General features: G+C 67.5%; 14 protein-coding genes. 8 read left to right on the plus strand and 6 right to left on the minus strand.

Translation table 11 applies throughout. The annotated features are described in order from the left end of the window. Positions 1-16 precede the first annotated feature (16 nt). Positions 17-1681 carry a glucose-6-phosphate isomerase gene (gene pgi, locus G6N09_RS12495; RefSeq protein ID WP_083025897.1) on the minus strand — a complete coding sequence of 555 codons (1665 nt, stop codon included), beginning with the start codon at positions 1679-1681 and terminating at the stop codon, positions 17-19. A 69-nt stretch (positions 1682-1750) separates the two neighbouring features. Beyond that, the gene (locus G6N09_RS12500) at positions 1751-2014 is read right to left on the minus strand and encodes a chorismate mutase (protein WP_083025895.1); all 264 of its coding nucleotides are present in this window, start codon (positions 2012-2014) and stop codon (positions 1751-1753) included. A 245-nt stretch (positions 2015-2259) separates the two neighbouring features. Between G6N09_RS12500 and pcrA the strand changes: the two genes are divergently transcribed. After that, complete coding sequence (pcrA, locus tag G6N09_RS12505) at positions 2260-4575, plus strand: DNA helicase PcrA (RefSeq protein WP_083025894.1); 2316 nt, start codon at positions 2260-2262, stop codon at positions 4573-4575. A gap of 31 nt (positions 4576-4606) precedes the next feature. On the opposite strand, the gene G6N09_RS12510 is transcribed toward pcrA, so the two are convergent. Together G6N09_RS12510 and G6N09_RS12515 are read right to left on the minus strand one after the other, a co-directional pair. Next, the gene (locus tag G6N09_RS12510; protein ID WP_165756584.1) at positions 4607-5158 is read right to left on the minus strand and encodes a hypothetical protein; all 552 of its coding nucleotides are present in this window, start codon (positions 5156-5158) and stop codon (positions 4607-4609) included. 50 nt (positions 5159-5208) lie between these two features. Continuing rightward, entirely contained in the window at positions 5209-6210 is a 1002-nt protein-coding gene (locus G6N09_RS12515; protein WP_234807006.1) for a M23 family metallopeptidase, read from the minus strand. 288 nt (positions 6211-6498) lie between these two features. Between G6N09_RS12515 and sucC the strand changes: the two genes are divergently transcribed. From sucC to G6N09_RS12530, 3 genes are all read left to right on the plus strand, one after another. Further along, entirely contained in the window at positions 6499-7674 is a 1176-nt protein-coding gene (gene sucC / locus G6N09_RS12520) for an ADP-forming succinate--CoA ligase subunit beta (protein WP_083025890.1), read from the plus strand. A 3-nt stretch (positions 7675-7677) separates the two neighbouring features. Then, on the plus strand, positions 7678-8592 hold the full coding sequence (gene sucD, locus G6N09_RS12525) for a succinate--CoA ligase subunit alpha (RefSeq protein WP_083025888.1): 915 nt from the start codon (positions 7678-7680) through the stop codon (positions 8590-8592). Between the two features lie 89 nt (positions 8593-8681). After that, positions 8682-10217 (plus strand): acetyl-CoA acetyltransferase, encoded by a 1536-nt coding sequence (locus G6N09_RS12530; RefSeq protein ID WP_083025886.1) that lies wholly within the window; start codon positions 8682-8684, stop codon positions 10215-10217. Positions 10218-10238: 21 nt separating this feature from the next. Here G6N09_RS12530 and G6N09_RS12535 read toward each other — a convergent pair whose 3' ends face one another. Next, positions 10239-11087, minus strand: coding sequence for an LLM class F420-dependent oxidoreductase (locus G6N09_RS12535; RefSeq protein WP_083025883.1), 849 nt, complete (start codon positions 11085-11087; stop codon positions 10239-10241). A 156-nt stretch (positions 11088-11243) separates the two neighbouring features. Here G6N09_RS12535 and G6N09_RS12540 point away from each other — a divergent pair, with 156 nt between their 5' ends. The 4 genes from G6N09_RS12540 to purH all read left to right on the plus strand — a co-directional run bounded on the left by G6N09_RS12540 (position 11244) and on the right by purH (position 15995). Further along, a complete protein-coding gene (locus G6N09_RS12540) occupies positions 11244-12146 on the plus strand; it encodes a DUF5336 domain-containing protein (RefSeq protein ID WP_083025881.1) in 903 nt (300 codons plus the stop codon). A gap of 45 nt (positions 12147-12191) precedes the next feature. Then, the gene (locus G6N09_RS12545; protein ID WP_083025878.1) at positions 12192-13631 is read left to right on the plus strand and encodes a cell division protein PerM; all 1440 of its coding nucleotides are present in this window, start codon (positions 12192-12194) and stop codon (positions 13629-13631) included. A 175-nt stretch (positions 13632-13806) separates the two neighbouring features. Beyond that, positions 13807-14433 carry a phosphoribosylglycinamide formyltransferase gene (gene purN, locus G6N09_RS12550; protein ID WP_083025876.1) on the plus strand — a complete coding sequence of 209 codons (627 nt, stop codon included), beginning with the start codon at positions 13807-13809 and terminating at the stop codon, positions 14431-14433. Further along, positions 14430-15995 (plus strand): bifunctional phosphoribosylaminoimidazolecarboxamide formyltransferase/IMP cyclohydrolase, encoded by a 1566-nt coding sequence (purH, locus tag G6N09_RS12555; protein ID WP_083025874.1) that lies wholly within the window; start codon positions 14430-14432, stop codon positions 15993-15995. Before purN ends, purH begins: the two co-directional genes overlap by 4 nt. A gap of 1 nt (position 15996) precedes the next feature. Here the strand turns inward: purH and G6N09_RS12560 are convergent, their stop codons facing one another. Further along, complete coding sequence (locus G6N09_RS12560) at positions 15997-17370, minus strand: HNH endonuclease signature motif containing protein (protein ID WP_083025872.1); 1374 nt, start codon at positions 17368-17370, stop codon at positions 15997-15999. Positions 17371-17442 lie beyond the last annotated feature (72 nt).

The raw sequence follows: 17442 nt of genomic DNA on the forward strand, positions 1-17442 counted from the left end.
AAGGCCGACCCCGCAGTCAGGTGGTCCGTCCCCGCTCGGCCCGATAGCGGCGCACCAGCGAGTCGGTGGAGCTGTCCGTCTGCCGCGGCGGCGGGGCGTCCTCGGTGAGTACCGGCAGCAGGGCCTTGGCCTGCGTCTTGCCCAACTCGACACCCCACTGGTCGAAGGAGTCGATGCCCCACACCAGGCCCTCGGTGAACACCTGATGTTCGTAGAGCGCGATCAGCTGCCCCAGCACCGACGGGGTGAGCCGGGTGGCCAGAATCGAGGTGGTCGGACGGTTGCCGGGCATGACCTTGTGCGGCACCACCTCGGCAGGAGTTCCCTCGGCTTCGATCTCCTCGGCGTTCTTGCCGAACGCCAGCACCTGGGTCTGGGCGAAGAAGTTGCTCATCAGCAGGTCGTGCATGCTGCCGGTGCCGTCGGCGGTGGCCAGGTCATCGACGGGTTGGGAGAAGCCGAGGAAGTCGGCCGGAACCAGCCGGGTGCCCTGGTGCAGCAGCTGATAGAACGCGTGCTGGCCGTTGGTTCCCGGCTCGCCCCAAAAGATTTCGCCGGTATCGGTGGTGACCGGCGTGCCATCGGCACGGGTCGACTTGCCGTTGGACTCCATCGTGAGCTGCTGCAGGTAGGCGGCGAAACGGTCCAGGTCGTTCGAGTAGGGCAGCACTGCCCGGGTCTGGGCATCGAAGAAGTTGGAGTACCAGAGTCCGATCAGGCCGAGCAGAACCGGTGCGTTGGATTCCAGCGGCGCGGTGCGGAAGTGCTCGTCGACGAGGTGAAAACCGGTCAGGAACTCCGCGAAGCGGTCTCGCCCTATCACCGCCATGACCGAGAGCCCGATCGCGGAGTCCACCGAGTACCGCCCGCCGACCCAGTCCCAGAAGCCGAACATGTTCGCGGTGTCGATGCCGAACTCTGCGACCAGCTGCGCGTTGGTGGATACCGCCACGAAATGCTTCGAGACGGCGGCGTCACCCAGCGCGCTGGTCAGCCAGCGTCGGGCTGCGGTGGCGTTGGTCAATGTCTCCAGCGTCGAGAAAGTCTTGGACGCCACGATGAAAAGAGTTGTGGCGGGATCTAAGCCAGCCAGCTTCGCGGTCAGGTCAGCGGGGTCGACGTTGGAGACGAAGCGCGCCGTGATGCCGGCGTCGGCGTAATGGCGCAACGCCCGGTCCACCATCACCGGACCCAGATCCGAGCCGCCGATACCGATGTTGACGACGGTCTCGATGCGCTTTCCGGTTGCGCCGGTCCAGTCGCCGCTGCGCAGCCGGTCGGTGAAGTCGCCCATGGCATCGAGCACCGCGTGGACGTCGGCGGCGACGTCATGCCCCTCGACGCGCAGTTCGGTGTTGCGCGGCAACCGCAACGCGGTGTGCAGCACCGCCCGATCCTCGGAGGTGTTGATGTGCACCCCGGCGAACATCGCGTCGCGGCGGTCCTCCAGGCCGGCCGTCCGGGCCAGATCGACCAGCAAGCGCACGGTCTCGGAGGTGATGCGGTGCTTGCTGTAGTCGATGTAGAGGTCACCGACAGTGACGGTGAAACGTTCACCGCGGTCGGGATCGTCGGCGAAGAGCTGCCGCAGGTGGGTATCACCGACCCGCTGGTGATGCTGGCGCAACGCGTTCCAGGCCGGGGTGGTGGAGATGTCCGGGATCTGGGGAACGGAGCTCATACCCCGACATTAGCGGCGGGTGGCTTCCGGAGGTGCGGCGCCGGACGTTACCGCAGCCGCCGCACGCGGCTAGTGGCCGAGCCGGCCACGCCCCAAGCGCAGCAGCAGCATGGCCAGGTCCTTACCGTCCTCGCCGAGCTCGCTGTAACGCTCGAGCACCTTCATCTCGCGGCTGTGCACCAGGCGGGTGCCGCCGGAGGCCATCCGGGCCCTGCCGATCTCCTGAGACACTGCGGTGCGGCGCTTGACCGCCGCCAGGATCTCGGCGTCGAGCCGGTCGATCTCTTGGCGCAGCTCGTCGATGTCGGGCAGCTGTTGGGGTTGGGCAGACATGATCAAAACTCCAGGTTCTCGCTGTTGGTGGTATCTGGTCTCATCAGCGATCCGGCCTCACACAACAGACGAGCCCCGGGTCGGCGATGCGGACCGCGGGGCTTGGCGTTGCAGCTAAACCACGGGCACCGCTGATCGGTACCCGTAGAAAAATCGACGCTGCATGTCGAGCACGCACCGAGTCTGCCACTAAGGGCCGTGCCAGCGCAAAGACTGTCCCCGGGCGGCGGTACGTTGGGGGCGCTATGACCTTGCACGCTAGTACGCAGACCGACCACCTCCTCGAGGGGCTCAACCCGCAGCAGCGCCGGGCCGTCCTGCACGAGGGCTCTCCGTTGCTGATCGTGGCCGGGGCCGGCTCGGGGAAAACCGCCGTGCTCACCCGGCGAATCGCCTATCTGTTGGCCGCCCGTGACGTAGGGGTGGGCCAGGTGCTGGCGATCACCTTCACCAACAAGGCCGCGGCAGAGATGCGCGAGCGGGTGTCGAGCCTGGTCGGCCCCCGCGCCCGGGCGATGTGGGTGTCGACCTTTCATTCCACGTGCGTACGGATCCTGCGCAACCAGGCCTCGGTGGTTCCTGGCCTCAATTCCAACTTCTCGATCTATGACGCCGACGACTCGCGGCGGCTGCTGCTGATGATCGGCCGTGACATGGGTCTCGACGTCAAGCGGCACTCGCCGCGGCTGCTGGCCAATGCCATCTCCAACCTGAAGAACGAACTGATCGACGCCGACCGGGCACTGGCCGAGCTCACCGAGGATTCCGACGACCTCAGTCGGGTGGTGGCTGCGGTCTACACGGAGTATCAGCGCCGGCTGCGCTCGGCCAACGCACTGGACTTCGATGACCTGATCGGGGAGACGGTCGCGATACTGCAGGCCTTCCCGGAGATCGCCCAGCACTACCGGCGCCGGTTCCGGCACATCCTGGTCGACGAATACCAGGACACCAACCATGCCCAGTACATGCTGGTGCGCGAACTTGCGGGGCACACCGGCGGTTCAGCAGACCCGGACCTGCCGCCGGCGGAGTTGTGCGTGGTCGGTGACGCCGATCAGTCGATCTACGCCTTCCGTGGTGCCACCATTCGCAACATCGAGGATTTCGAACGCGACTACCCCGACGCGACCACCATCCTGCTGGAGCAGAACTACCGCTCCACCCAGAACATCCTGTCGGCGGCCAACGCGGTGATCGCCTTCAATTCGGGGCGTCGCGAGAAGCGGCTGTGGACCGACGCCGGTGACGGCGAACTGATCGTCGGCTACGTCGCCGACAACGAGCACGACGAGGCACGTTTCGTCGCCCAGGAGATCGACGCCCTGACCGACTCCGGCGCGGTCAACTACAGCGATGTCGCGGTGTTCTACCGCACCAACAATGCGTCGCGTTCGCTGGAAGAGGTGTTCATCCGCAGCGGCATCCCGTACAAAGTCGTTGGCGGAGTGCGCTTTTACGAACGCAAAGAGATTCGCGACATCATCGCCTACCTTCGTGTGCTGGACAATCCCGGCGATGCGGTGAGCCTGCGGCGCATCCTCAACACGCCGCGCCGGGGGATCGGCGACCGGGCCGAGGCGTGCGTGTCGGTGCACGCCGAGAACACCGGCACTGGATTCGCGGCCGCTCTGGCGGCGGCCGCTGACGGCGGCGTCGCGATGCTCAACAGTCGCTCGCAGAACGCGATCGCTGCCTTTGTCGCGATGCTCGACGAGCTGCGGGCGCACCTCAACACGTGCGGCGATGACCTGGGCGGTCTGGTGGAGATGGTGTTGGACCGCACCGGCTACCGCGCCGAGCTGGAAGCCTCGACCGACCCGCAGGACCTGGCCCGACTGGACAACATCAACGAACTCGTCAGTGTCGCACACGAATTCAGCATCGACCGGGCCAATGCACTCGCCGATCAGGACGGCACCCTCGAAGAGGAGGATGTGCCCGACGTCGGAGTTCTGGCGGCGTTCTTGGAGCGTGTCTCGCTGATCGCCGACACGGACGAGATTCCGGAGCATGGGTCCGGGATGGTCACGCTGATGACGCTGCACACCGCCAAGGGGCTGGAATTCCCGGTGGTGTTCGTCGTCGGCTGGGAGGACGGCATGTTCCCGCACATGCGCTCGCTGGGGGATGCCCGCGAGTTGTCCGAGGAGCGCCGGCTGGCCTACGTCGGCCTGACCCGGGCCCGCCAACGGCTGTACCTGAGCCGGGCCAAGGTCCGCTCGTCGTGGGGCCAGCCCATGCTGAACCCGGAATCGCGATTCCTGCGGGAGATCCCGCAGGAACTCATCGACTGGCGGCGTACCGAGGTGACCGCTTCCCCGAGCGCTCCGGTCAGTGGTGCCGGCCGGTTCGGTTCGCCGCGGCCGGCCCCGAGCCGATCAGGGAATCGGCCGCTGCTGGTGCTCGCGCCGGGGGATCGGGTGACCCATGACAAGTACGGCCTGGGCCGGGTGGAGGAAGTCTCCGGTGTGGGCGAGTCGGCGATGTCGCTGATCGACTTCGGCAGTTCTGGGCGGGTCAAACTGATGCACAACCACGCGCCGGTGAGCAAGCTTTAGGGGCGCTCGCGAGCTCGGCGCAGCCGGCGCTTCAGCGGCCCAACAGCCAGCGTGTGGTGGCTGGATGCAGCGCCGCGATGACGGTGGCGACTTGGAGGACCGGGATGACGTGCACGATCCCCGGCACTCGGGCTCCCGCCAGGAACAGACTGCCGTAGGTCAGCAGGGCGACTACCGCTCCGACTGCGATCAGGTAGTGGCCGAGCGGGCGCCGCAGCAGCAGCATGATCACCCCGGACAGCGTCGTCCCGGCGAAGACCAGACTCAAGAAGCCGACCGCGACGCAGAACAACCGGTCGGTGTGCCACCAGCTGGCGATCAGATCGGTGGACACCACGGAGGTCGCCCAGCAGCCGAGCAGGGCCAGCACACAGGCGCTGATCGCCACGGCGGCGGACGGTTCACGCGCGGGCAGTGGCGCGAGGCCGGTGTGGGTCAACGGCGGTATACGCGCCGACCCGGTGACGATGGGGATGGCGCCGGTGGGTGCCCGGCGGATGATGCGGCCGGGGGAGTTCGCCGGATCGGGCACGGACGGGCCGGAGGAACGAACACCGGCAGGTGGTTGGTGGCGGTCGCTCACCCAAACCAGGCTAGCGGCGTCGGCAAGCGCAGCAGGTCGACGCCGTCGTATCAGGCGAAGTTGATACCGCGCTTGGCCAGCCAGGAACTGGGGTCGATCCGGGTGGTGCCGTTCTGCAGCACCTCGAAGTGCAGGTGTGGGCCGGTGGAGTAGCCACGATTGCCCATCTCGGCGATCTGGTCTCCGGCCATGACTCGCTCGCCGGCGCTCACCAGCGACCGGTTGATGTGGCCGTAGAGCGTGACGGTGCCGTCGGAGTGGCGCAGTTTCACCAGCATGCCGTAACCGGCGCTGGGTCCCGACTCGATGACCACGCCGTCGGAGGCTGCCAGGATCGGGGTGCCGATGGCGTTGGCGATGTCGATGCCGGCGTGCAGGACGCCCCAGCGGTAGCCGAAGTTCGAGGTGAATGCGCCGTGGGTGGGCGCGACGAACAGGGGACGCTGCAGGCGGGCTTCGCGCTCGGCGCGCTCTTGGGCGAAGGCCATGCCCTTGGCCAGCTCTTCGTTGTGTACCACGACGTTGGAGGCGGCTTTGACCGTGATCATCTGCAGGCCGTGGCTGGACGTGGTGGTGGTGCCGTCATTCAGCATGGTCTTGCTGGACGCCAGCACGGCCGGACGCGCCACGGTGTCGTCGGAAGGGTGGGTGACCGCGTGTGCCGCCGCGGCGGCCGCGCCGGCTGCCATGGCCGCGATCATCACGCGGCTTTTGACGGCACTGGCGGGCTGGCTGCGGTGCTTGCCGCCGCGCGCGGGCAGCGGTGCCGCCTCGTGCGGGTGGTAGTAGCTGTCGCGGTAGCCGTCCAGCGGGAAGGTCAACCGCAGGACCGGCATGTTGTCGGTGTCGGTCATGTCGTCCAGCTCGGGGGCCAGCAACACGTCGGACGCCTCGTCGAAGGTGTCAGCGCTGAACGCGTCCTCGGACCAGTCGAATTCATTGAACGCAATGATGTCGGTGACCTCGGTGGGGCTGGGCACCGAAGAGCGGTTCGAACCCGCTGGGGCGCCGTGTCGGCGGCTGGGGACAACCCCGCCGGAAACCGGACGCATCGGTACACCGTGCTGCATCAGCCTGGAAATTCCTCTGGTCGTGATCAGAACGTTATAAAGAGCTAGACCTGGTGACGGTAACCACTACCGCTACGGCCTGGCAAGCTATCGGCCGAATCCGCTCGTTAATGTGAACCGAATCACGTTTTCCCGGCGGTGAGATGTGCCACAGCAGTGGTACGCGAGGAGGGAACCCCGGCGCAGGCTCGATACAGTGCCTCGGGAGCTAAATCTCTCACAATCCGACAGCGCCGGCCTTCCGGCGACCCGCAATAAGACAGTGAGCCCATGGATCTTTTCGAGTATCAGGCGAAGGAGCTGTTCGCCAAGCACAACGTGCCCACCACGCCGGGCCGGGTAACCACCTCGGCCGAGGACGCCAAGGCCATCGCCACCGAGATCGGCCGGCCGGTCATGGTCAAGGCGCAGGTCAAGGTTGGTGGCCGCGGCAAGGCTGGCGGCGTGAAGTATGCCGCCACCCCGGATGACGCGTTTACCCACGCGCAGAACATCCTCGGCCTGGACATCAAGGGCCACGTTGTCAAGAAGCTGCTGGTAGCCGAGGCGAGCGACATCGCTGAGGAGTACTACATCTCCTTCCTGCTCGACCGCTCCAACCGCACCTACCTGGCCATGTGCTCGGTCGAGGGCGGCGTGGAGATCGAAGAGGTCGCCGCCACCAAGCCCGAGCGGCTGGCCAAGGTGCCCGTCGACGCGGTCAAGGGTGTCGACCTCGCCTTCGCGCGCTCGATCGCCGAGCAGGGCCACCTGCCCGCCGAGGTGCTCGACGCCGCCGCGGTCACCATCCAGAAGCTGTGGGAGGTCTTCGTCGCCGAAGACGCCACCCTGGTCGAGGTGAACCCGCTGGTGCGTACCCCCGACGACCAGATCCTGGCGCTGGACGGCAAGGTCACCCTCGACGGCAACGCCGAGTTCCGTCAGCCCGGCCACGCCGAGTTCGCGGACCTGGACGCCACCGACCCGCTGGAGATCAAGGCCAAGGAGCACGACCTCAACTACGTCAAGCTCGACGGCGAGGTCGGCATCATCGGCAACGGCGCCGGCCTGGTCATGTCGACCCTGGACGTCACCGCCTACGCCGGTGAGAACCACGGCGGCGTGAAGCCGGCCAACTTCCTCGACATCGGCGGCGGTGCCTCGGCTGAGGTGATGGCCGCAGGTCTGGACGTCATCCTGGGTGACAAGCAGGTCAAGAGCGTGTTCGTCAACGTGTTCGGCGGGATCACCGCGTGTGACGCGGTGGCCAACGGCATCGTGTCGGCGCTGGGGATCCTCGGTGACGCCGCGACCAAGCCGCTGGTGGTGCGCCTGGACGGCAACAACGTCGAGGAGGGCCGGGCGATTCTGGCCGAGGCCAACCATCCGCTGGTGACCGTCGTCGCCACCATGGACGAGGCCGCCGACAAGGCTGCCGAGCTGGCGAACGCCGGAAAGGACGCTTAAGTCATGTCGATCTTCGTCAACAAGGACAGCAAGGTCATCGTCCAGGGCATCACCGGTGCCGAGGCGACCAAGCACACCGCGCGGATGCTCGCCGCCGGTACCCAGATCGTCGGCGGCGTCAACGCCCGCAAAGCCGGCACCACGGTGGCGCACAAGGACGCCAGCGGCGCCGACGTCGAGTTGCCGGTGTTCGGCAGCGTGGCCGAGGCCATGAAGGAGACCGGCGCGGACGTATCGATCGCCTTCGTGCCGCCGGCCTTCTCCAAGGACGCGATGATCGAGGCCATCGACGCCGAGATCCCGCTGCTGGTCGTCATCACCGAGGGCATCCCGGTGCAGGACAGCGCCTACGCGTGGGCCTACAACCTAGAAAAAGGTGGAGCCAAGGGTCCGATCACCCGGATCATCGGGCCCAACTGCCCCGGCATCATCACCCCGGGTGAGTGCCTGGTGGGTATCACCCCGGCCAACATCTCGGGCACCGGCCCGATCGGTCTGGTGTCGAAGTCGGGCACCCTGACCTACCAGATGATGTACGAGCTGCGGGACTTCGGTTTCTCCACCGCGATCGGTATCGGCGGCGACCCGGTGATCGGCACCACCCACATCGACGCCATCGAGGCGTTCGAGAAGGACCCCGAGACCAAGGTCATCGTGATGATCGGCGAGATCGGCGGCGACGCCGAGGAGCGGGCCGCGGCCTACATCAAGGCCAACGTCACCAAGCCGGTCGTCGGCTACGTGGCCGGGTTCACCGCGCCGGAGGGCAAGACCATGGGCCACGCCGGCGCCATCGTGTCGGGCTCCTCGGGCACCGCGGCCGCCAAGCAGGAGGCCCTGGAGGCCGCCGGTGTGAAGGTGGGCAAGACCCCGTCGGCCACCGCGGCCCTGGCTCGACAGATCCTCGAGAGCCTGTAGCAGTTTCTTAGCGCGAGCAGACGCAGAGTCGCGTGCAGGCATTGCTTGCACCGCGATTCTGCGTCTGCTCGCTATAGAGAGGTGAGCACATGAGCGTCGATCCGCGCACCCCCGTCGTCGTCGGCGTCGGTCAGGCTGCCGAGCGCATCGACGACGCCGGCTATCGCGCGTTGTCGCCGGTGCAGCTGGCCGCCGCGGCCGCACAGGCGGCCTTGGCCGACTGCGGTGCGGGCGCCGAGCAGATCGCGTCGGCCATCGACGCCGTGGTGGCCACCCGCCAGTTCGAGATCTCGATCCCCAATGCCCCCGCGCCGCTGGGCAAGTCCAATAATTTCCCGCGATCTGTTGCCCGCCTGCTCGGTGTGGATCCGGCTCGGGCGGTCCTGGACAAGGTCGGTGGTCAGGGACCGCAGAAGCTGCTCACCGAGTTCGCCGCCGAGATCGTGGCCGGCGCCGCCGACGTGGTGCTGTTGTGCGGGTCCGACGCGACCTCTACGTTGCGCCACTTCGCCAAGGCCGACAACAAGCCGGACTTCTCCGAGACCATCGACGGGCAGCTCGAAGATCGGGGCTACGGCCTGGAGGAGTTCGTCGAGCGCTACACCGTCATTCATGGGCTGACCGGGGCGACGGTGCAGTACGGGCTGCTGGAGAATGCCCGGCGTGCGCGGTTGGGCCTGAGTAAGGCCGACTATCTCCAGGCCATGGCGGAGCTGTTCGCCCCGATGACCAAGATCGCGGCCAAGAACCCGTTCTCGGCCTCGCCGGTGGAAAGGTCCGTTGAAGAGCTGGCCACCGTCAACGCCGGCAATCGGATGATCTGCGACCCCTATCCGCGACTGCTGGTGGCGCGCGATCAGGTCAATCAGGGCGCCGCGGTGCTGGTGATGTCGATCGAGGCTGCCCGGCGGTTGGGCGTGCCCGAAGACCGCTGGGTGTATCTGCATGGCCACGCCGACATGCGCTCCCAGCGTCTGCTGGAGCGCCCGGACCTGGGGGCCTACCCGGCCGCCGTCACGGCGACCACCGAGGCGCTCGAGATGGCCGGGATCGGCTTCGACGACATCGCGGCAATGGACCTCTACAGCTGCTTCCCGGTGCCGGTGTTCAACATCTGCGATGCCTTCGGGCTGTCGGCCGATGACCCGCGCGGCTTGACCCTGACCGGTGGGTTGCCCTTCTTCGGCGGTGCGGGGAACAACTACTCGATGCACGCGATCGCTGAAGCTGTCGCGTCCGCGCGCAGTGCCCCAGGACAATTCACGTTCGTCGGGGCCAACGGTGGCATGATGAGCAAGTACGCCGCCGGGGTGTACTCGTCCACTCCGGCCCCCTGGAAGCCGGATCGCAGCCCGGAACTTCAGGCCCAGGCCGACAACACAGGGCCCGCCGTGCCGGTCACGGAGAGCGCCCAGGGTGCGGCCACCATCGAGGCTTACAGCGTCCGCTACGACTGGGAGACTCGGACCGGGATCATCATCGGTCGACTGGACGGTGACGGCACCCGGTTCCTGGCGACCACCGAGGACGAAGACCTGGTGGCGCTGATGTCGGACGCCGATCCGCTGGGCGCAGCCGTGACGGTACGCGCGCTCGACTACGGGAACCGCTGCTCGCTGCGTTAGGCAACCGCGCGGCCCGTGGCTCTAGCTGCTGAGCCCCAGCTTGCCGGCCAGTCGTTCCACGTAAGCCGCCACTTCGGCCTCGGACTTGTCGGGCAGGCCGAAGAGGGTCTCGGTGACCCCGATCTCGGCCCAGTGGGCCAGCTTCTCGGGCACCGGCTTGAAATCCAATGCCACGATCTGCGGGGCGCCGTCGCGACCGGCGGCCGCCCAGGTGTCCTGCAACAGCTTGACCGGCGCGTCGATGTCGAAGTCGCGCGGCGTGGTGATCCAGCCGTCGGCGCTGCGGGCGATCCACTTGAAGTTCTTCTCGGTGCCGGCCGCACCCACCAGAACCGGAACATGCGCCTGTGCCGGCTTGGGCCAGGCCCAGCTCGGGCCGAAGTTTACGAATTCGCCTTCGTAGGAGGCCTCCTCCTGCGTCCACAGCGCCCGCATTGCCTCCAGGTACTCCCGCAGCATGGTGCGTCGCCGGCCTGCTGGAACGCCGTGGTCGGCCAGTTCGTCTGTGTTCCAACCGAATCCGACCCCGAGGCTGACTCGACCGCCGGACAGATGGTCCAGGGTGGCGATCGACTTCGCCAGCGTGATCGGATCGTGTTCGACCGGCAGCGCCACGGCCGTCGACAGTCGGACTCGCGAGGTCACCGCGCACGCGGCGCCGAGGCTGACCCACGGGTCCAGTGTGCGCATGTAGCGGTCATCGGGCAGTGACTCATCGCCGGTGGTCGGGTGAGCGGCCTGCCGCTTCACCGGAATGTGTGTGTGCTCCGGTACGTAAAACGTCGTGAACCCGTGGTCGTCGGCGAGTTTGGCGGCCGCCGCCGGGTTGATTCCACGGTCACTGGTGAACAGCACAAGCCCGTAATCCATATCGGTGATTAGAACGTGTTCCTGTTTGGTGGGCAACCGGGGGGCCCGCTAGGCGCTGTGTTGTCCCAGCGACTAGGGCCGTAAGTGCGCTAGCGTGGATGGTCGAAGCGCGCCGCACCGCCCACAAGCACGCTGCCCACAAGCACAGGAGAGGTCATGACCTACTCGCCCGGGAATCCCGGCTTCCAACCTCCACAACCATCAGGCTCCTACGGACCGTCGACTCCCTCGTTCGCCAAAGCCGGCGGCGAGGTCGAGAGCAAGCTGCCCCAGTACCTCCGGATCGCGGTGGTTGCGCTGGGGCTGGGCGTGTACCTGGCGAACTTCGGGCCGATCGTGACGATCACCGATGTCGATTACCCGTTGGTCCTCAGCGACGCCGGCAACACGGTACCGCTGGCGGTGCTGGCCGGCCTGCTCGCCGCCGTCGGCCTGCTGCCCAAGGCCAAGGTGTACACCGCGGTGGTCGCCGTGATCGCCGCCCTGGGAGCACTGCTGGCCATCTCGACCGTCGCCGAGGCCAGCGCCGACTACACCATCGGCTGGGGCCTGTGGCTGATCCTGGTCTTCAGCGTCCTGCAGGCCTGCGCCGCAGTCGGGTCCCTGCTGTTGGAGGCCGGCGTGGTGACCGCGCCCGCCCCGCGTCCCAAGTACGACCCCTACGCCCAGTACGGGCTGCCGCCGGGTGGCAACTACTACGGCCAGCAGGGCCAACAGGGCCAACAGGGTTACGGACATCAGGGGCAGCACCAGAGCCAGCAGGCGCCGCAGCAACCCGGCTATCCCTCGTCCTATGGCAGCTACCCCTCGCCGTCCAGCGGCGGCTTCGGCGCTCAGCACTCCTCGCCGTCGGGCGCCTTCAACTCCGGCGTCCAGCAGTCGTCGCCGCAGGGACCGCCCACTCCTCCGACTGGATTCCCCAGCTACAACCCGCCGTCGACCGGTGGTTCGGGGAGTTCGTCCACCGGAGGCCAGAGCACATCCGGTTCGGGCCAGAGCTCGACGGGCGGCCAGCAGTCGCAGGGCGACTCCGCCTCGTCGGGGCCGGCGCAGCCCTAGCCCGCGCCTGCACGCCGAGTTGAACGTGCTCGCAGCGTGACATCGGTGACCGGCGGCAGACCAGGCTCGAACCCGACCCGTGACCTGGTCCGGGTCGCGTTCGGCCCGTCCGTCGTGGCGTTGACGGTCATCGCAGCGGTGACGCTGCTGCAGTTGCTGATCGCCAACAGTGACATGACCGGGGCGTCGGGGGCCATCGCCAGTATGTGGCTGGGCGTGCACCAGGTACCGATCTCGATCGGCGGCCGGGATCTCGGCGCGCTCCCGCTCCTGCCGGCGCTGCTCATGGTCGCAGGGACCGCACGGACCACCGCGCAGGCCACCGCCCGCGGTGCCTCGTGGTTCGTCATTCGCTGGATCGTGGCTTCGGCGGTCGGGGGCCCACTGCTGATCGCGGCGGTTTCGCTTGCGGTCATCCACGACGCAGCATCGGTGATCACCGAACTGCAGACGCCACATGCCCTGAGTGCCTTCGCCCACGTTTTCGCGGTGCACGCGATCGGCGCGGGGATCGGGGTGGCAACGCGGGTGGGCCGACGCGCGCTGGCGGAGACCAGGTTGCCGGCCTGGCTGGCGGACTCGGTGCGGGCCGCGGTCACCGGAATGCTGGCGCTGTTCGGCCTGGCCGGAGCCGTGACGTTCATTTCCCTGATCTGGCACTGGGGCACCATGCACGAGCTCTATGCGATCACCGATTCGGCCTTCGGCCAGCTCAGCCTCACCCTGCTAGCGGTGTTGTATGTGCCCAACGTGCTCGTCGGCGCGACCGCGGTGGCGGTGGGCTCCAGCGCGCATATCGGCCCCGCGCTGTTCAGTGCGTTCACGGTGCTCGGCGGAGACATTCCGGCGTTGCCGATCCTGGCCGCGGCGCCCACTCCACCGTTGGGTCCCGCATGGGTGGCGCTGCTGATCATCGGGGCGGCATCGGGGGTGGCCGTCGGACAACAGTGCGCCCGCCGGCCGCTGCCGTTGGTTCCGGCACTGGCCAAAGTGGCGGCGGCGGCCCTCATGGCGGCGCTGTCGATGGCAGTGCTCGGCCTGGCTGGTGGGGGACGGTTGGGCAACTTCGGCGACGTCGGCGTGGATCAGCTGACCTTCGGGCCCGCGGTGTTCGGCTGGTTCGCCGCGATCGGGGCGCTGACAGTGGTGATGGTCGGCGGGGTCCGTGACGGTGCCGTGACCAGGACGCAGCGGGTCTTGCCGCCCGCCCCGGTGCGACCCGCCGAACCCGACGACATTCCTGAGCCGGTTGTGGTCGACCCCGATCTGCCGGTGCCGGCCGGCGAGATCGTAGAGCCCGAGGAGATGTTCGAGGCCGACTTCGAACCGAGTTTCGGAACTGACGAGGGTATGGACGAAGGTGGCGAGCTGAGCTGGACGACGGGCCCAGAGCCGGTGCGCAGACTCCAGGCTCATGCGCCGACCGAACCGCCGGGGCCGTTGGAGGACCCAGAGGACTTGATGTTCACCGACGACGATGGCTAGGACAGTTAAATCGAGGACCGCACTCGGGCCGGAGGGCGCGCAGTTCCGCAGCTCCGCCTGATCCGGCCGGCTCTGCATCGGAGTTCGCTACGTTCGCAACCGCCGATGCCCATAGCGGTGACCCGCGGCGACCGGCTTCGCCAGATCGGCGATCGCCGCGTTAGGCTCAGTCACCGTGCAACCGATCCACGTGGCCCCCAACGTCCCCGCCCGACTGGTGGTGCTGGCTTCGGGCACCGGGTCGCTGCTCGCGTCGCTGCTGGCAGCAGCGGTCGGCGACTACCCCGCGCGGGTCGTGGCCGTAGGCACCGACCGGGACTGCCGGGCGGTGGAGATTGCCAAGGCGGCGGGGCTGCCGGTCTTCATCGTCCCGTTGGGCGATTATCCGAACCGGGCGTCATGGGACCGTGCGCTGACTGAGGCCACTGCGGCCCACAACCCCGATCTGGTGGTCTCGGCCGGTTTTATGAAGATCCTGGGATCGCACTTCCTGAACCAGTTCCTGGGGCGCACCGTCAACACCCATCCGGCGTTGCTGCCCGCTTTCCCCGGAGCGCACGCCGTGCCCGAGGCGTTGGCCTATGGCGTCAAGGTCACCGGCTGCACCGTGCACCTGGTAGACGCGGGAACCGACACCGGCCCGGTGCTGGCCCAGGAGCCTGTCGTCGTGCTCGACGACGACGACGAAGACACTTTGCATGAACGCATCAAGACAGTGGAGCGCAAGCTCCTGGTGAACGTCCTGGCCGCCTTTGCGACCGGTGGCGTGACCTGGAACGGACGAAAGGCAACCCTAGGATGACCGACGGCAAGCGACCGATTCGCCGGGCTTTGATCAGCGTCTACGACAAGACCGGACTGGTTGACCTGGCCGCCGGCCTGCACGCCGCCGGCGTGGATATCGTCTCTACCGGTTCCACTGCCAAGGCCATTGCGGCCAAGGGCATTCCGGTGACCCCGGTGGAGCAGGTGACCGGCTTCCCCGAGGTGCTCGACGGCCGCGTCAAGACTCTGCACCCGCGGGTGCACGCCGGGCTGCTGGCCGACCTGCGCAAGCCTGAGCATGCCGAGGCGCTCAATGAGCTGGAGATCGCGGCGTTCGAGCTGGTGGTGGTCAACCTCTACCCGTTCAGCGAGACCGTCGATTCCGGTGCCGGGGTCGACGAATGTGTCGAGCAGATCGATATCGGCGGACCGTCGATGATCCGGGCGGCCGCCAAGAACCACCCCAGCGTCGCCGTGGTGGTCGAACCCCTGGGCTACGACGGTGTGTTGGCCGCGGTCAACGGCGGCGGTTTCACGCTCGCGCAGCGGAAGCGCCTGGCGGCCCTGGCGTTTCGGCACACCGCCGAATACGACGTGGCGGTCGCCAGCTGGATGACGTCGACACTGGCGCCGGAGGAGCCGCGGCAGGCACTGCCGGAATGGTACGGACGGACCTACCGGCGCGCCGCGCAGCTGCGGTATGGCGAGAACCCGCACCAGCAGGCCGCGCTCTATTGCGACGGCGGTGCTTGGCCGGGCCTGGCGCAGGCCGAGCAGCTGCACGGAAAAGAGATGTCCTACAACAACTTCACCGATGCCGATGCTGCCTGGCGCGCGGCGTTCGACCATGAAGACACCTGCGTGGCCATCATCAAGCACGCCAACCCGTGCGGCATTGCGGTCTCGGCGATCTCGGTGGCCGATGCCCACCGCAAGGCGCACGAGTGCGACCCGTTGAGTGCTTTCGGCGGAGTGATCGCAGCCAACACCGAGGTCACTGTGGAGATGGCGGAGTACGTCAGCACCATCTTCACCGAGGTGATCGTTGCGCCGGCCTACGAGCCGGGCGCCGTCGAGATCTTGGCGCGTAAGAAGAACATTCGGATGCTGTTGGCCTCCGAGCCGCTGCGGGGCGGCGCCGAATGGCGCCAGCTCAGCGGTGGACTGCTCATGCAGAGCCGTGACGGCCTGGACGCCGCGGGTGACAACCCGGTCAACTGGACGCTGGCCACCGGGGAGCCGGCCGATCCGGCCACGCTGGCGGACTTGGTCTTTGCCTGGCGGGCCTGCCGTGCCGTCAAATCCAACGCGATCGTGGTCGCGGGTGACGGCGCCACCATCGGCGTGGGGATGGGTCAGGTTAACCGGGTCGACGCGGCCCGGCTGGCGGTGGAGCGCGGTGGCGAGCGGGTCGCCGGTGCGGTCGCTGCATCCGACGCGTTTTTCCCGTTCCCCGACGGCCTGCAGACGCTGACCGCTGCAGGGGTGAAGGCGATCGTGCACCCGGGTGGCTCGGTGCGCGACGACGAAGTGACCGCGGCGGCGGCCGAAGCCGGGATCACGCTGTATCTGACCGGCGCCCGGCACTTCGCGCACTGAGCTAGGGCACGTCGTCCCCGTCGGCGGAATCGTTGTCGCCCAATAGCTTCTCTGGGTGGTGGTAGTGGTTGGTGCGGGGTTGGCCTCTGTCTAGGTGTGGTGGGGGCAGGGTTTGGGTGGTGCCGTTGTGGTGTTTGCGGGTTTTCCAGCCGCCGGTGGTGATGAGTTGGTGGTGGGGGCCGCAGCGCAGGGTGAGGTCGGTGATGTCGGTGCGGCGGGTTTGGGCGTAGTCGGTGTCATGGTGGACTTCGCAGAGGTAGCCGGGGATCGGGCAGTGGGGGTGGGAACAGCCGCGTTCTTTGGCGTAGAGCACGATCCGTTGTCCGGGTGAGGCCAGGCGTTTGGTGTGGAACAGGGCCAGTTCTTGGGCGCCGTGGTAGATGCGTAGGTAGTGGTGGGCGTGGCTGGCCATGGCGATGACGTCGCGCATGGGTAGCCAGGTGCCGCCGCCGGTGTGGGCTGTGCCGGTGCCGTTCTCCAGGTCGGTCAGGGTTGTCGAGACGATGATGGTGGCCGGTAGCCCGTTGTGTTGACCGAGGTCTCCGGAGGCCAGTAGGGCCCGACCCATGGCGGCGAGGGCGTCGTGGTTGCGTTGCGCGGCGCTGCGGGTGTCGGTGTCGATCTGGGCTTGTGTGGGTGTGCCGCTGGTGCAGGGGGTGGCATCGCTGGGATTGCACATGCCGGGGGCGGCCCAGCGGGCCAACACCGCATCAAGGGTGGCGCGGGCTTGGGGATCGAGAAACCCTTTGATGGGGCTCATGCCATCGCGATATTGGGGGCCCAGCACGATCCCGCGGCGTTTGGCGCGGTCGTCTTCGGTGTGGTTGCCGTCGGGGTGCAGGTGGTCGGCTAACCGTGTTGCGAGTTTCGCGAGTTCGTCGGGACGACACGTGGTGCCTAGTTCGGTGAGGTGTTGTTCGGCTTGGGCCAAGGTGCCCGCATCGATATCAGTGGGCAGGTAGTGAAAGAAGGAGCGGATCACCGCGATGTGACCGGCTCCGATCTGCCCGTCGCGTTGGGCGGTGGCTACGGCGGGCCGTACCGGTTGCAGGGGTTCGCCGGTCAACGTTCGGCGTGCACCGAGTTCGGCAGCCTCAGCGATACGCCGCCCGGCTTCACCGCGGGTCAGATGCAGTTCGTCGGCCAGGATCCAGCGGGGTTTGCCGCCCAACTCTCCCGGGTCGGTGGCGGCGAGCCGGTTGACCAGCGGGTGTTCCACCGCGGGAAGCCGCCGGCGTAGCTTCTCGCAGCGCTGCAGCAGGGCCAGGCATTCCCGCGGTGTCAGGGAATCGAAGTCCAGATCCAGCGCCCGATCCAGGTCAGCGGCCAGCGCGTCGAAGGCTTCGACGACCTCTTCACGACTGCTCGAACGCATGTGCTAATACTAGCGCCGACCACCGACACGTCGCAGAACTCATCCACAGCCAAAACCGCAGTGACGCAAGTG

The organism is Mycolicibacter minnesotensis (genome assembly GCF_010731755.1).
In the GTDB taxonomy this organism is placed as follows: Bacteria; Actinomycetota; Actinomycetes; order Mycobacteriales; family Mycobacteriaceae; genus Mycobacterium; species Mycobacterium minnesotense.

Coding starts and splice junctions, on each gene's coding strand:
- pgi (WP_083025897.1), bottom strand. CDS start 1,681: ATGAGCTCCGTTCCCCAGATCCCGGACATCTCCACCACCCCGGCCTGG.
- purH (WP_083025874.1), top strand. CDS start 14,430: ATGACCGACGGCAAGCGACCGATTCGCCGGGCTTTGATCAGCGTCTAC.
- G6N09_RS12530 (WP_083025886.1), top strand. CDS start 8,682: ATGAGCGTCGATCCGCGCACCCCCGTCGTCGTCGGCGTCGGTCAGGCT.
- sucC (WP_083025890.1), top strand. CDS start 6,499: ATGGATCTTTTCGAGTATCAGGCGAAGGAGCTGTTCGCCAAGCACAAC.
- G6N09_RS12515 (WP_234807006.1), bottom strand. CDS start 6,210: ATGCGTCCGGTTTCCGGCGGGGTTGTCCCCAGCCGCCGACACGGCGCC.
- G6N09_RS12560 (WP_083025872.1), bottom strand. CDS start 17,370: ATGCGTTCGAGCAGTCGTGAAGAGGTCGTCGAAGCCTTCGACGCGCTG.
- G6N09_RS12535 (WP_083025883.1), bottom strand. CDS start 11,087: ATGGATTACGGGCTTGTGCTGTTCACCAGTGACCGTGGAATCAACCCG.
- G6N09_RS12540 (WP_083025881.1), top strand. CDS start 11,244: ATGACCTACTCGCCCGGGAATCCCGGCTTCCAACCTCCACAACCATCA.
- G6N09_RS12500 (WP_083025895.1), bottom strand. CDS start 2,014: ATGTCTGCCCAACCCCAACAGCTGCCCGACATCGACGAGCTGCGCCAA.
- pcrA (WP_083025894.1), top strand. CDS start 2,260: ATGACCTTGCACGCTAGTACGCAGACCGACCACCTCCTCGAGGGGCTC.
- sucD (WP_083025888.1), top strand. CDS start 7,678: ATGTCGATCTTCGTCAACAAGGACAGCAAGGTCATCGTCCAGGGCATC.